Here is a 15,468-nt window from a genome sequence, read left to right as displayed (position 1 = left end):
GCTTGGGTGCCGTGGACAGACGAACAAAGATTGTATGCACACTTGGACCAGCCGTCGCCAGCCAGGAAGCCATTTCGGGCCTGGTTGCTGACGGGATGAACGTTGCCCGCCTGAATTTTTCGCACGGTGAACACGAAGATCACCAACGCAATTATGAATGGGTGCGCCAGGCCTCCGCGGAGAGTGGAAAGGCTGTTGGTGTGTTGGCTGATCTGCAAGGCCCCAAGATTCGCCTGGGCCGGTTTGCTGAGAATGAGACCTATTGGGAAACCGGTGAGACGGTGCGCATCACCGTCGATGATGTGGAAGGTACCCATGACCGGGTATCGACGACCTATAAAAATCTTGCCGACGACGCCCGCCCGGGTGATCGCCTGCTGATTGATGATGGCAAGGTTGCCGTGGAATGCGTCGAGGTTGACGGCACTGATGTCGTGTGCCGTGTGACTGAGGGCGGCCCGGTCTCGAATAACAAGGGCGTGTCACTGCCCGGAATGGATATTTCCGTTCCCGCCTTGTCAGAAAAAGACATTGAAGACCTGCGCTTCGCGCTGCGGTTGGGCGTGGATTTCATCGCGCTGTCGTTCGTGCGCTCGCCGTCTGATGTGGATTTGGTCCACGAGATCATGGATGAAGAAGGCCGCCGCCTGCCGGTGATCGCCAAGCTAGAAAAGCCAGAGGCCGTGGATGCCCTGGAATCGATCATTTTGGCTTTTGATGCGGTGATGGTTGCTCGTGGTGATTTGGGCGTGGAAGTGCCACTGGAGCAAGTACCGCTGGTGCAAAAACGGGCAATTCAGATTGCTCGTGAGAACGCCAAGCCAGTCATCGTGGCCACCCAGATGTTGGATTCCATGATTGAAAACTCCCGCCCCACGCGCGCGGAGGCCTCAGATGTGGCCAATGCCGTGCTCGATGGTGCTGATGCCGTGATGCTCTCCGGTGAGACATCCGTGGGGGTGGACCCGCATAACGTCGTGCGCACCATGTCGCGCATTGTGCTGGAAGCAGAAACCATTGGCGAACTGCCAGATCTGGGGCATATCCCGCGCACCAAGCGTGGTGTGATTGCTTATTCCGCCCGCGATATTGCGGAGCGTTTGAACTCCAAGGCGTTGGTGGCGTTTACCACCTCCGGTGATACGGCCAAGCGTTTGTCGCGTCTGCGTTCCCAACTGCCGCTATTGGTGTTCACGCCCCACGAAAATGTGCGCTCCCAGTTGTCGCTGACCTGGGGTGTGGAAACCTTCTTGTGCCCAGAGGTTGCCTCTACCGACGAGATGCTGCATGTGCTGGACCGCCAGCTGGTGAAGGTCGATGGTTACCACCGCGATGATGTGATCGTGCTGGTCGCCGGCACCCCACCGGGAGTCGAAGGCAACACCAATATGGTGCACGTCCACGCGATTGGTGAAGACGTGCGCATCTCGCCGAAAGACTAGGAACGGTACGCCCCTAGATTGCGACGAAGCTCAACAGTGCACCCGCGCCCGCAAGGGTGGTGGCGTGCACTGTTGGTTCGTATTCGGGCACGAAGTTTGCCTGGTGATTGACCGGCACATCCGTGTCTATGGTGCCGCGCGCAGCGGCCTCATCCCACAGCTGGCGTGGCGTCGAACCCACGAACCAGAACAGGTACGGAACGTTCCACGCCTTCGGTAAATAGGTGAAATCTTCCGACACAGTGGAGCGCTGCGCAGTAACGCTGTGCTCGCCGAAAGTCGCATCAAAAGTCCCGCGCACACGGTCAAAAACAGCCTCGTTATTATCGACTACCTCCCCGTGGGCATAGAAGTGAAACTCCGGTTCTTTCGTGGAACCAGACGCCTGCACCTCGGCCTGGACCACGCGCTTGAGCGCGGCGTATACGCGCTCTGCTAATTCCTCGTCGTAATACCGCGTATTCAGCACTAACTCTGCGCGATCTGGAATGATGTTGTTGGTATCGCCAGAGCGCAGCGTGCCCACGGAGATCACGAAGAACTCATCGGGTGCAACCTCTCGGCCCACGATTGCCTGTAAGCGTGTCACGATCATCGCCGCCGTATACGTCGGATCAATCGATTTATGCGGCATCGACGCATGCGCCGATTTACCGAAGATTGTGACCTTGATGGAATCGCAGCCCGCCATCAATGGGCCGCGCCGGGTTTGCACTTCGCCTGCGCGCCCAGGCATGACGTGCTGGCCCAGGCATACATCTGGGGCGGGGATCTTGTCGACGAGGCCGTCCTCGATCATGAGCTTGGCACCTATGGAGGATTCTTCGGCGGGTTGGAATAGTGCGATGACGGTGCCTGCCCAGTGCTCGCGGAGGCTATCCAGAATTGCGAGTGCTCCGAGCAGGGCAGTGGTATGCATGTCGTGCCCGCAGGCATGTAGATTTTTCCCATCGACGAATAACGCGTCGAAGTCGGCGCGCATCAAGGCTGTTGGAGTATTGGAAGTTGCTTCGTTGCGCATGACAGCGACGATGCCATGGCCGCCGATGTCTGTGGTGACCTCTACGTCGAAACGTTGTAGTGCGGACTGGATTGCTCCGGCGGTGCGTTCTTCCTGGTGGGAAAGTTCGGGGTGTTCGTGTAAAACGTCGTAAAAGGCTTGCTGCCAGGAAAGGTCGGCGGTGTGGGTGGCGAGCAAGTCTGCGATGTGTTGGGCGCTTGGTTGAGATCGGGATACGTTTGCTGGTGCGGTGTCTAGCTGTTGTGGCATGGGAATAATAGTAGCTTGCTTGGAGTTGTGCGAGATTTTACTGCGAAAATCTATATAAAATAATGCACTTTACAGTAGAAATTGATAATTATGAGACGTTGAATACTTTTGTCATTAAATTTTTGTAGTGAGATTGCGTGAGCTTATATTGTTTTCGTGTGTGAAAGTTGGAGTGTGTCCTGCGCACGGTGCTGTGTGGGAGCGTTTCACCGACGATTGAGGTATTCATCGTGTGGGGCTCTTTCCAATGTTCACCGCTTACTCAATTTTGGTACTTATCTTGGAAGGTTCCCATGAAACTTAATAAGCGCACGGTTGCCGTTGCAGCATTGTCGGTTTCCCTTGTTGCCCCTACTATCTCTCCGGTCTCGCATGCACAAGAAAAGTACCTGAACTGTGAACAAGATTTCAAAAAGGGAGCTGATTTTGATACGGACCTAGTCGAGGCTCATCTTGAAGAATATTTGACACGTGCCTGTGGATTGACCTCCGAGCAGATTGCTAGTGTGAGTCAAAATGAGCTTAATCGGCTAGCTGAAAAACTAGGATATCAAAGTCAGATCGTTGATCGCAGTCGTCTTGTAGCTATTGCGTCGGCGACTGCGGGCCCGTCTGAGGCTCAACCGAAACTAAACGTTGTGGAACTTTCTATCAATGAAGTCAAAGAAGGGGATAGAACCATCACTGGCGGTGTATTCTTGGCCCCGGGGCAGAAGGAACAAGCAATCTCCGCGATATTCGTAAAACGTGCCTATCCACAAAATTTAACTGTTTCTCGAGATGAAGCTAGCACTGGCGCCTGGGTCCCGTTTTCGATCCCGGTGCACGAGAGCATCACGCTGCACGTAGGGGACGAAATCCTAGTAGGACCGGTCCCGAGCGCTCCTGAGAGCCAGAAGACGGTAACCGTCAAGGAAAAGACCAACGGACCAACCGAAAAACCTGATGTTAATCCAATTCCGCCGATTACTAATCCTATCCCAGGATCTGAAGGTGAACAGACTGAAACTGAACCGAAAGCCCCAGGAGCTAAAGGTAATGGGCATTTGAACTGCGAGAATAAGTTCCAAAAAGGACGAGACTTTAATGGTGTTCCCTCGGTTATCGTATTCGAGCATTTGTCGCGAAACTGTGGCTTAACGGATGATCAAATTCGTGGCCTGAGCAAAGAAGAATTGCGGAAAGTTGCAGAAGAGCTTAAAGAGCCAGCGGACAAGGTTAGTGTGCGACATATTCGTGCGATCCTTGCTGCGGCGGACCTAGCGCCTGCGCCTGTACCAAAACCTGAACCACACCCCGCACCCGCCGGAGTATCTGAAGAAACGCGCCAAGCAGCTTTTACTGAATTGGCGGCTGCAGAATATCTGAATCCCGAGCAGCGTAAAGCATTTGCTAAGGACATTGAAGATGCATCTGATGTCGAACGGCTGCAAAGCATCAAACAAGCTATTGATGCGGAGAATTCAAACCCGATAGGAAAGCTGGCACCCAAGGATAGTCTTAAGCCCCAAGCCCCTAAGGAGAATACAGAAACAGAAAACCAGGACACAGAAGAATCGTCTTCCGCACTACACGCTCTAGAAACAGTCAAAAAGCGTGCATGGGATTTCGTCCATACGGCGAGGAAATTGAATGAAAAGAAAAAGACTTCGCTGAAAGACCGAATCACTCTAGCCAAAACCATTCAGGAAGTTGAGGAGATCTATGCAGAAGCGAAAGAGCTAACCGGCACAAGTGATCATACTCCACAGGGCGCGGGAAATTCTGGATCAAACAACGAAGATCCAACGAAGGAACCTAAACCCAACAAAGAGTCGGACAAACTAGACTTTGAGGATAATGAAGTATTCTCTCCGAACCAGGCGGAATGGACTGCTAAAGATTTCGTGAATCCGTTTAAGCAGCATGAGAAGAATGAAGCAGGCCAAGAGCTACAGGAAACAAAGCGGGCAGCTTCTGCTGCTCTGGATGGTATCCAGAATTTGTCAGATGAACACAAGGCTGCATACAAAGGAGTCATTGCATCGGCCACTTCTATCGAACAGATTGAACTCCTCGTTCACGGTGCATTGGAAACAGCTGATAGCGCAGTAGAGAATGGTAAGGCGGCTGGTCCTTTCGAGATTGATGAGAATTCACTATATTCCCCGAACGAAAAACAGTGGACGTCGGAGGATTTCCTAAACTCGTTTAAGCAGCACGAGAAAAATGAGGCGGCTAAAGTAGCTGAACAGACGATGCTGAAAGACGCAAAGCGACAGGCCCATGCAACTATCGATGGAATTAAAGGTCTGACAGAAAAGCATCGTACTGACTTTAAGGCTCAAATTGATGCATCCACCAATCAACAGGCTGTGCAGCGGATTGTTGAAGTTGCGCAAAAAGCTAGCACTACCGATGCTGATGACGCTGCTGAGAACCAGCCGCCAAAGAACAGTGGGAACTCGGGCGGTACTGATAACGGAAACAGTACTGGTGAGCGCGAAAATACACCAGGCTCGAGTGCGTCAAATGCCAAAGGCATTGCCGCGATTGCCGCAGGTTTTGGTGCACTAGGACTTGCAATCGTTGGAATTCTCAGTGCCGTGAACTACTTTGGAGGTTTGAACACCATCCAAGCGAAGGTAATTGACATGCTAACCAGCATCGGGATTCGTTTCTAAAATGCAGCTTGTTTGGATTTCGCGAACATAAGTTAGAGCCTGACCCTGTGTGACGATTAATCGCTGTCTCTAGTTGGGATGGCGGTTGGCCTCAGTAATTGCCGAGCTGTTGAGCAAGTTTATTGAAGCTTAACAGCTCGAATTTGGCTTATTTGTACGATCAAGGGGGTGGGGGATTTACCCCCGAGAAATTAACTTTGTCTTTACAGGTTGTCCAAAATAGATAAGTGTTAATTTATATATTCGCAGCATTCGTGCAGGTAATTCACAATCCGCTTTAGGCTTTAATAACGAATTCGGTATATAAGGTTTTGACGATGGGTTTTGTTGTTATAGAAAAAGTGAGTTTTTGCTGAATTTTACTTGATAAAAGGGGTATGGCGGTATAAATTTTGGCTTGTCAAAACTAGTTACCTTCCTTGGTGACGTCTGGTTGTTTTATCGAAAGGGATGGCCTTGTCTAAGCCAAAACCAGCTATCGGATCTGTTAAACGTCGTGGATTGGCAATTGCAACGGCAGTAGTAGTTGTTGGAAGCGGCATTGCAACCGCTAACTACGTATCAGCGCAGGAAGAAGATCGCGATCCGACATACGAAGAATTGAAAGCCGAATTTGGTGAAACCCAGGCGGATGCGATTGCGAAGGAATCAGCGCGAAAGGCATATGAGGCGCTGATCAAGGGCAACGTGGATGATGTTGATCAGATTTTCCAAGATGCATTGAACAAGGCAGCAAAAACTGATGATGCAGGATTTTCTGACGCGGATGTGCAAGCAATTGATCAGGAAGAACTGAAATACCAAATTGATGGACTTGTCGCGGACGAAAAAGATGCTGCAAAATTGGCGCACGAGATAAATGCTGCGATTCAGCAGGGCAAGTCCAAAGAGGAAATCAACAGTATTGTGAAGTCTGGCTTGGAAGGTGCTGGATACAACCCTGCTGAAATTACTGACGAAAATAACTCTCAGATTGCGGCAATAGTCAGTGGCGCCAAGCAGCGGGTCGAGGAACAAAAGTCTGATCGCGAGCCAACCCAAGAGGAGCTCATTGCAGAATTTGGGGGCCTAGACAGTGAGTTAAGCAAGCAAGCGGAAGCTGCTGCTAAAAAGGCTGCGGATGCCTTGGCTGCTGGGAAATCTGCTGATGAAGTAAATAAAATTTTCGCTGACGCTGTAAAAGAGGCTGCGAAAAATGATGATTCCGGTTTTGACGAAGATGACATTGAGCGCCTGGGACAAGATGAGTTGAACCAGCAAATCGTCGAGCTGCTTAAGGAAGAGCAAGCAGCTGCCGATCTGGCACATAAGGTTGCGCAAGCGGTGCAAGCTGGCCAGAACCAGGAAGCGGTTAAGGGCATTATTAAAGAGGGCCTCAAAGATGCTGGTTTTTCAGAAGCCGATGTGGAATCAGTTAATGACTCGGAGATTGTCGAAGTTTATTCTGCTGCCGAAAGACGTGCAGACGCCAAGAAAGCAGAACCGAATGCTTCTGAATTCGGAGCAGAGTCAGACAAGATTGCCAATGAAGCAGCGAAGCAAGCTGCTGACGCCATGAAAAATGGAGCCCCTGTTGATGAAATCAAAAAGATTTTCGAAGACGCAGTGAAAAATGCTGCGAAGGCTGGTGATGCTGGCTTCGGAGAAAAAGACATTGATGATACAGAACTAAATGCACAGATTTCTGAGGTTTTGAAGGAGGAGCAGGCTGCAGAGGCACTGGCAAATCAGATCGCAAGCGCATTAAAATCTGGTACTTCCGATGATGAAATCAAAGCGATGCTCAAGGAAGGTTTGAAGCAGGCTGGTTTCTCTGATGAGGAGGTAGCTGGGGTTGCTGATGAGCAGGTTGCTGCGATTGTTGATGAGGCGAAGCAGAAGGCTAACTCTCAGGACGTTGAGCCGGAGTCTGATGTTGAGCAGGAGCCTGAGTTTGGGGAGAAGGCAGATGCGATTGCTAAGGCTGCAGCAGCTAAAGCTGCTGAGGCCTTGAAAGCTGGTGCCTCGGTCGCTGAAGCGGAGAAGATTTTTGCTGATGCTGTGAAAGAGGCAGCGAAAGCTCGCGATGCGGGTTTCACCGAAGCTGATGTTGATGAATCTTTGTTGCAGGCTGAGATTGCTGATGTTTTGAAGGACGAGCGTGCTGCTGAAGAGTTGGCTCCTAAGGTTGCTGATGCGGCGAAGGCTGGTAAGTCTCCGGAGGAGATTAAGGACATCATTAATGATGGTTTGAAGCAGGCTGGTTTCTCTGATGAGGAGGTAGCTGGGGTTGCCGATACTCAGGTTGCTGCGATTGTTGATGCGACCAAGCAAAAAGTTGCACTGCAGCAGGAGCGTGAAAAACTGATCGCAAAGGCCACAGAGCTTAGCCTGGAAGCCGAAAAGCTTCAGAAGCTGAAGGAGGAGCTGGAGCAAAAGGCTCAGAACCAGATTGCTCAGCAATCTCAGCTCAATAAGAAAGAATCTGAGCTCAAAGAGCAAGCCCTGAAGCTACAAGCACAAGAAGATGTATTGGATACAGCTACGAAAGAGCTTGACAAGCTAAAGAAAGAATTGGAGCAAAAGGCTCAGAATCAGGCTGCTCAGCAATCTCAGCTCAATAAGAAAGAATCTGAGCTCAAAGAGCAAGCCCTGAAGCTACAAGCACAACAAAACGCAGTGGATGCAGCAGCGAAAGAGCTTGACAAGCTGAAGCAAGAGCTGAGCCAAAATAATAATGGCAGCCAAAACGATGATACTTCAGATAACGGGACAGGCAACAATGGTGACGACCAGGTAGGCGCCGAGCCTGGAAAGAACGATGATTCGTCGAGCTGGTGGAAGCCAAGCGGAGGATCGGATTCTGTCAAAGGAATTCTTGGTATCGCTGCAGGAGTTGGTGCGCTAGGGCTGATCTTCGGTGGAATCTTCAGCATCTTTAACTTTTTCAATGGTGCTGGTGACATCCAAGCAAAGGTTCGTGACGTTCTTGCTCAGATCGGCATTCGATTTTAAGCAGACTGTATCGCAGGTTCGAGCCTAATTTCGGGTTATTGAAAGCCGCAGCCTCATAGCGAGGGTGCGGCTTTTTCGTTGCCAATTGTGTTGGAAGCCACGATTGAATTAGGGCTACTTTATAGCAGGTCAGGTGGGCTTTTCTTGCTGTCAGCTTACTCTTATCTTTTCAGTAACAAACTCACGAGTATTTTTGTTCAACAACACATAAAACTGGTTTAAGTTTAATTACGAAAGCAACGGCAGCCCGCCGTAGCGCCCTGAGTACCTATTGAAAGGGGACCGATCGTGTCTAACCTTAAACTTGTTGCCGGAACTATGAAACGTCGTGGAATTGCCATCGCTGCAGCTGTAGCCGTTGCTGGAGGCAGCCTCGCTACTACAAACAACGCAATGGCTGTGGAGGTCGATAATCCGGGCTTTGATGAACTTGTGCAGGAATTTCAGCCAACTGAAGCTGGTAAACCAGCAGCAAAAGCGGCATTTGATACTGCAAATGCACTGAAGGCCGGAAAGTCAGACGAGGACGTACGGGCAATTTTGAAAGAAGGCCTGCAGAAGGCAGCAGAGGCTGGAGATGCCGGGTTCACTCAAGCTGATATTGATAGTTTTGATCAGGATAAACTAAACGAAGAATTTGACGAGATTATCAATTCGGGTAAAACAGCTTTGCAGAAGAAGGATGGGGTCCAGCCTGATCAATCGCAAGATTCCGTATCCCCCGCTCCAACAGTCAAATATTCCCCGCAGCGCCTCGAAGCAGAGTTTGGTGGTACAAAGGAAGGAAAGGTAGCACAGGAAACGGCGGAGCAGTTAGTTGAGGCATTCCGTCGAGGGGCAACCAAACAGGATGCAAATAAAATCGTTCGCGACAGCTTTGCTAAGGCGGGTCTTACGGGTGATTTTTCCGCTGAAGAGATCAACAAATTCGTTGAGGAATCGTACCAACGATTCGGTGACGCAACAGGGGAGCTCCAATTCAAGAAGGCTCTTGCGACGAAAGATTTGGCTGACCTAACAAAACTGAACCCTCTCCAGCGAGAGATTTTCCAGAAACAGATTGACTCTGCAAACACGATTTCTGAAGTAATCACCGTTGAAAAAGCGGCGAAGGCTGAGAACGCGAACCCTGTTCAGCAATTTGCACCTGTTCCAGGTCAGAAGGCTCCAGAAAAGTCTGGCGAGAAGACCGACGTTGAGAAGGCCCTGGAATACACCAAGCAAGAAGCCCTCAAGAAGCTTGAAGGCTTCGGCTTCTTGACCCCGCAGCAGAAGGACGCCTACACCAAGGCAGTAAAAGAAGCTACCGAGGTCTATCAGGTAGAGGCGGCTTTCGAGACTGGCGAAGCCAAAAATAAGGCCAACGAAGAGGCTAAAAATGCGAAGAATTTCGTCGGCAAGGCACTGGCACGTACGAAGCAGCTGGCCCTGAAGCAGCTGGACGAGATGACGGGTCTGAACCACGAGCAGAAGCGCGAAGCTCGTAAGAAGATCGTCGATGCAGACCAGGTCTACAAGGTCGAAGCTGCATTCCACACTGCAGAGAAGTTGAACTCTGCGAAGAAGTAAACATCGTTGCTTCTTAGCGTTTAGCGCGCAGCTGTAGCTGCGTGTATGGCTAACTCGTTACCTCCTAGATTGCCGCCATCCCACAGGGATGGCGGTTTTCGTCATACGTAGATGAATTGGTTTTTGCGGCGCGGCCAACCTACAACGGCAGGGTGGCGTCGGCAAGAAAACCGTGAATAACGGCACACGTATGCTTCTAGGCAACGCAAAATAATGAGGGTAGGCTTATCGCTATGCCAACAATTCAGTTTGACGTTCTCATCCCCGCAGAGCCAGCACAACGCCTGCGCGAAAATTACGAGCTCGCCTGCGATAAACTCGTGAAATCCGAGATGCTGAAATCGGCGAAACTGTCCTTCGATGACAACCCGAAAGTCGCCGACGATGTCGTAGAACAACTGCACCGCATCTACGAGGACGAGCACAACGACGACGAACTCGAAAACGGCGCCATGCACCGCTATCGCTTCGAGGTCGACGGGGTGAAAGGTTCGGTCAACCAGTTGACCATGGCGCTGTCCCGCTTTTTAACCCCAGAAGCACCACTACCGAATGACCGAGTGCTGCTTGAAAACGAGCAAGCCTACGAGCAGCCCGCCATCTACCCGTGGACGGTCAATATTTTCCGTTAGCGGTAGCGCTCCTCAAACTTCCGGGCAATGTCCGACCCGGCAGCGCGTAGCTGATCTGCCACATCTTTACCCGGATCCAGCTGTACGGCGAGCACATTCTCGCCCGGTTGCGCACCGAACTCAGCCGCGGCGATAGCCAATACCGGGGCAGATTTCTCGCTGGTGTTGTATCCAGCTGCATCCACCAGCTGCGCGATTTGGCTAATAACCTTGCCGTGGCTGGACTGCTCATCAACACGGCCCTCGCCGGTAATCACTAGATCGGCTTTCGCAATTGCTTCCGGCAAGCCTAATTCCTGGGCCACAACGGCGGCACCAGGCAACAGGTGTATGTGTTCATCGGTGCCATAGATTAAACGCGACAACCAGATCAGTCCGACCGGAGTGGCACCGGCTGCACCCGAGGCTTTGAGGTCAGGATCTATTCCAGTTACCTCACACAGCTGCATCAGGGCAGTATCCAAGTGTGTAACCTGCTCATCACTGGCGCCTTTTTGCCGGGAAAAAACCGCAGCGCTGCCATTCGGGCCACAGGCTGGGGCAGTGGTATCAGCCAACAACACGAACTCCATACCCGCAGCGGCGACATTCAAATTAGCGGTATCGATGTGTTCTAGGCGATCCAACAGCCCGCCGCCCTTAGGTAACGGGTAGCCGCGCTTATCGTGTGGGGCGGCACCCAATGCTACCAAGATCCCCATTCCGCCATCAGTGGTGGCAGAACCGCCTAATCCCAGAACCACGCGCTGTGCACCGCGGGTTTGCGCATCCGCGATTAATACCCCGGTGCCATAACTATCTGCAGTAAGTGCGTCGAGTTTATCGGCAACCGCAGGCAGCCCAGAAGCAGCGGCAATATCGATATACGCGGTTTTGGCTGCCCGGTCGTAGCGGTAGCTCGCCTCGGTCAGGTGCCCGGCGGCATCCGTCGTCGGCAAGGTGATGGTCTCACCGGAAAACCGTGCCGCGGTTCCTTCGCCGCCGTCGGCCATGCCAGCGGTGGTGATGGCAGCATCTGGGAAAACCTCGGCGACGCCGTCGGCAAGCCAACCCGCGGCTTGGTCCGAGGTAGCAAAACCTTTATATGAATCCGGGGCGATAACAATGTTCATGCCTGTCAGATTATCTGAGCCGCGATGGTCGGTGACACCAACTGTGGTGTGTGCTGTCGGGTGGGGTGAATACCTGTCGAACGGCCGTCGAAAAACGACAGGCTAGCGATGTGGTGCGTTGTCGAATGATGATCCAGTGCACACTTATGGGGGTAGGTTCCAATAGGATGACCGGTATGTTTCCGGATTGTTTTCACTGTTGTTTGCGAAATGTCTCACGTGAGTGAAAACTAAAAATTGTTGGTGCAACCCACAAGAAAGGTCACAGAGATCATGAACGTCGAAAAACAAGTCAACGGTTACTATGAGCGTTTGCTTGAGCGTAACGCTGGCGAGCCAGAATTCCACCAGGCGCTGGCAGAGGTTATGGACTCCCTCAAGATCGTTCTAGAAAAGGATCCGGAATACGCCAACTACGGCCTCATCGAGCGTCTGTGTGAGCCCGAACGTCAGCTCATGTTCCGTGTGCCATGGACTGATGACAATGGTGAAGTGCAGGTGAACCGTGGTTTCCGCGTGCAGTTCAACTCCGCGCTGGGGCCATACAAAGGTGGCCTGCGTTTCCACCCATCGGTCAACCTGTCCATCATTAAGTTCCTGGGCTTCGAACAGATCTTCAAAAACTCCCTGACTGGCCTGCCAATCGGTGGCGGCAAGGGTGGCTCGGACTTTGATCCTAAGGGCCGTTCCGACGCCGAGATTATGCGTTTCTGCCAGGCGTTCATGACTGAACTGCACCGCCACATCGGCGAATACCGCGACGTTCCGGCCGGTGATATCGGAGTTGGTGCCCGCGAGATTGGCTTCCTTTTTGGCCAGTACCGCCGTTTGGCTAACCAACACGAATCCGGCACCCTGACCGGCAAGGGGCTGACCTGGGGCGGTTCCCTGGTGCGTACTGAAGCGACCGGCTACGGCGTCGCTTACATCACCAAAGAAGCGATGAACCACTTCGGTGACAGCTTCGAAGGCTCTAAGGTCATCATCTCTGGTTCCGGTAACGTCGCCATCTACGCCGCGCAGAAAGTGCAAGAACTTGGCGGCACCGTCGTGGCCATGTCGGACTCGTCCGGTTATATTTCCACCCCGAATGGCGTGGACGTCGACAAGCTGCGCGACATCAAGGAAAACCGTCGCGAGCGCATCCACGTTTATGCCGACGAAGTAGACGGCGTGACCTTCCACGAGGGCGGCAATATCTGGGAAGAATCCGGCGACGTCGCACTGCCATGTGCCACCCAGAACGAGCTGGACGAAGACGACGCGAAGCGCTTGACCGAGGCCGGCGTCAAGTACGTCGCCGAGGGTGCCAACATGCCATGTACCCCAGAGGCGGCTCACTACTTCCAGTCCAAGGACGTTGCTTTCATCCCGGGTAAGGCTGCCAATGCTGGTGGTGTTGCTACCTCCGCGCTGGAGATGCAGCAAAACGCTACCCGTGACTCCTGGTCCTTCGAATACACCGACGAGCGCCTGCAGCAGATCATGGCGAATATCTTCCAGTCCATCTCGAAGACCGCCAAGACCTACGGACGCGAAGGCGACTACGTTGCGGGCGCCAACATCGCAGGCTTCAAGAAGGTTGCCGACGCCATGCTGGCACAGGGCGTTATTTAATAAGGATTTGCTGCGGCGCCGATCTTGCCGTTCGCATTCCGGGCCTGTGCATTCCGGGTCTGTCACGTTCCCACCGACGTGGCAGACCCGTTCGCATATCCAGCTCGTTTAAGATGGTAATTATGTACCGTGTCTTTGAAGCGCTTGATGAACTAGTCCAACACGTCGAGCAAGGCTATGGCGTGCCAATGACCTCCAACTGTATGGTGCCCCGCAATGACATGCTGGCCCTGCTTGATGATCTCCGCAATGCCCTGCCGACGGAAATTGACGACGCGCAGGATGTGCTGGATAACCGCAATGAGATCCTCACCGGAGCCGAAGAGCGCGCGAACCAGATCGTCGACGATGCGCAGGCTGATGCCGAAGATATTCTTGCCGACGCCCAGACTCGAGCAACCGACATGGTTGATCGCGCGGAGGCCGACGCCGAAGCAATGACCACCCGCGCTCGCGATGAGGCAGAAGACACCGTCACCCGTGCCCGCGACGAAGCCGAACGCCTGGTTGCCGAAGGTAATGCCTCCTACCAGCGCAGCGTGGACGAAGGAATGGCAGAACAACAGCGTCTGGTCTCTGAGGCAGAGGTCGTGCGGCGCTCCGAAGAAGAAGCCCAGCGCATCGTGTCCACGGCACACGCGGATTCGCAGCAGTTGCGTACCGAATGCGATGACTACATCGACGCTCGCCTGGGTGAATTCGAAGACAACCTTAATGGCGTATTGCGCACCGTCACTCGTGATCGTGCTGCCCTGCGTCGTGGTGCGGGAGCCGGAGGGGCAGTCAGTGCCAATGGGCGCAGTGCTCGCCGCTGGGAAGAACCCGGCGAAACCTACTAATTAACCCGGGCCGGTATGCTAGGACGAGTTATGACATCACCATTTGTTTTCGACGTCAAAGCGCTGCTTACCCAGCAGCAGAGCCCAGAACAGACCACGCACACCGGACCGGCACCACGACGCATCGGTGCGGAAATGCTCGCCATCGAAGAAGGCGCGGAAGTCACCATCGATGCTGTGCTGCATTCGTTGGGGTCCGGCATCATGGCCGACGCTGATGTGAGCGCGGTGCTCCGCGGCGAGTGCTCGCGTTGCCTCAGCCCGTTGGAACGACCTATGACAGTCCGTATCAGTCAGGTTTTTTCGGCGGATGATGATTTCATCACCGGTGACGCCGAAGACGATGAGGACGAGGGCTCAGGGGATGAAATCCCACAGGTCAGCCACGAAGACACCATTGATCTCCTGCAAACCCTCACCGATGAGTTGGTGGTTGCCTTGCCATTTAATCCGGTGTGTGAGGGTGGCTGCCCCGACGATTCCCTTACCCCAGCACCAGATGGGGTATCAGGCGAAGAAGATACACAGGAACGAATCGATCCGCGTTGGGCGGGGCTGGAGAAATTCCGTGACTAGGTCGAACAAGAAAACCCGGCTCACTGGGGAACAAGCCCTGGCAGAGGCTTTTGCAGCGGTCGACCACACGCCGCTGCTGACCCAATTGGGCGTGGAACTCTCCGATGAATACCTCTGCTTGGCGCTGACGCATCGTTCGTTTGCTAACGAAAATGGCACGCTGCCGAACAACGAACGCCTGGAATTTCTTGGCGACGCCGTGCTGGGCTTATCCATTGCCGCGAAGCTGTATGAGCGCCACCCGGACCGGCCGGAATCGGATATTTCAAAAATGCGTGCGTCGATCGTGTCGCGCTATGGGCTTGCCGACGTCGCCCGCGAGATCAACCTTGGACCGCATATCTTGCTGGGTAAAGGAGAAAAGCTTACCCACGGCGGTGACAAGGACTCTATCCTTGCAGACACCACCGAGGCGCTACTCGGCGCGATTTATCGGCAGCATGGTTTTGATATCGCCCGGGAAGTGATTTTGCGGCTGTTCGACTCCAAGATCGTGGGTGCATCAGCGCGCAACCGCACCTTGGATTGGAAAACGACGCTGCAAGAAATGTTGGCGGAAGCGAAGCTGCCGATGGCGGTCTATTCCGATGAACGCACCGGCCCGGACCATGAGTTGACGTTTTATGTCACCGCCACCGTCGGCCAGACAGAAGTTGGCCACGGCGAAGGGCCGAATAAGAAGACGGCCGAGCAGCAGGCGGCACGTCAGGCTTGCGAGTTGGTGCAGGCAAACCCTGGCGCCATCAAGGTCTAG

11 protein-coding genes are annotated in these 15,468 nt (G+C 53.1%); 9 read left to right on the top strand and 2 right to left on the bottom strand.

Translation table 11 applies throughout. The features are described 5' to 3' along the window. Nucleotides 1-11 precede the first annotated feature (11 nt). Nucleotides 12-1,442, top strand: a complete 1,431-nt coding sequence (gene pyk, locus B142_RS0101725; protein WP_026167750.1) for a pyruvate kinase — start codon at nucleotides 12-14, stop codon at nucleotides 1,440-1,442. 13 nt (nucleotides 1,443-1,455) lie between these two features. On the opposite strand, the gene B142_RS0101720 is transcribed toward pyk, so the two are convergent. Next, on the bottom strand, nucleotides 1,456-2,712 hold the full coding sequence (locus B142_RS0101720) for an amidohydrolase (protein WP_018119815.1): 1,257 nt from the start codon (nucleotides 2,710-2,712) through the stop codon (nucleotides 1,456-1,458). Between the two features lie 293 nt (nucleotides 2,713-3,005). On the opposite strand from B142_RS0101720, the gene B142_RS0101715 reads away from it, so the two are divergent. The 4 genes from B142_RS0101715 (at nucleotide 3,006) to B142_RS0101700 (ending at nucleotide 10,570) form a co-directional block, all read left to right on the top strand. Beyond that, nucleotides 3,006-5,375, top strand: coding sequence for a GA module-containing protein (locus B142_RS0101715; RefSeq protein ID WP_018119814.1), 2,370 nt, complete (start codon nucleotides 3,006-3,008; stop codon nucleotides 5,373-5,375). Between the two features lie 456 nt (nucleotides 5,376-5,831). Beyond that, entirely contained in the window at nucleotides 5,832-8,369 is a 2,538-nt protein-coding gene (locus tag B142_RS0101710; RefSeq protein ID WP_155860909.1) for a hypothetical protein, read from the top strand. Between the two features lie 288 nt (nucleotides 8,370-8,657). Further along, nucleotides 8,658-9,938: a GA module-containing protein gene (locus B142_RS0101705; protein ID WP_155860908.1), complete on the top strand. Its 1,281-nt coding sequence runs from the start codon at nucleotides 8,658-8,660 to the stop codon at nucleotides 9,936-9,938. A 233-nt stretch (nucleotides 9,939-10,171) separates the two neighbouring features. Next, entirely contained in the window at nucleotides 10,172-10,570 is a 399-nt protein-coding gene (locus B142_RS0101700) for a hypothetical protein (protein WP_018119812.1), read from the top strand. Here B142_RS0101700 and B142_RS0101695 read toward each other — a convergent pair. Beyond that, the gene (locus B142_RS0101695; protein ID WP_018119811.1) at nucleotides 10,567-11,682 is read right to left on the bottom strand and encodes a glycerate kinase; all 1,116 of its coding nucleotides are present in this window, start codon (nucleotides 11,680-11,682) and stop codon (nucleotides 10,567-10,569) included. The two genes, B142_RS0101700 and B142_RS0101695, sit on opposite strands and share 4 nt — an antisense overlap. A gap of 273 nt (nucleotides 11,683-11,955) precedes the next feature. Here B142_RS0101695 and gdhA point away from each other — a divergent pair, with 273 nt between their 5' ends. From gdhA to rnc, 4 genes are all read left to right on the top strand, one after another. Continuing rightward, on the top strand, nucleotides 11,956-13,299 hold the full coding sequence (gene gdhA / locus B142_RS0101690; RefSeq protein WP_018119810.1) for an NADP-specific glutamate dehydrogenase: 1,344 nt from the start codon (nucleotides 11,956-11,958) through the stop codon (nucleotides 13,297-13,299). Nucleotides 13,300-13,421: 122 nt separating this feature from the next. Continuing rightward, complete coding sequence (locus tag B142_RS0101685) at nucleotides 13,422-14,138, top strand: DivIVA domain-containing protein (RefSeq protein WP_018119809.1); 717 nt, start codon at nucleotides 13,422-13,424, stop codon at nucleotides 14,136-14,138. 30 nt (nucleotides 14,139-14,168) lie between these two features. Beyond that, nucleotides 14,169-14,714: a YceD family protein gene (locus B142_RS0101680; RefSeq protein ID WP_018119808.1), complete on the top strand. Its 546-nt coding sequence runs from the start codon at nucleotides 14,169-14,171 to the stop codon at nucleotides 14,712-14,714. After that, nucleotides 14,707-15,468, top strand: a complete 762-nt coding sequence (rnc, locus tag B142_RS0101675; RefSeq protein ID WP_018119807.1) for a ribonuclease III — start codon at nucleotides 14,707-14,709, stop codon at nucleotides 15,466-15,468. Before B142_RS0101680 ends, rnc begins: the two co-directional genes overlap by 8 nt.

This window comes from Corynebacterium propinquum DSM 44285, from assembly GCF_000375525.1.
GTDB lineage: Bacteria > Actinomycetota > Actinomycetes > Mycobacteriales > Mycobacteriaceae > Corynebacterium > Corynebacterium propinquum.
This window is presented reverse-complemented; position numbering and strand designations above follow the sequence as displayed.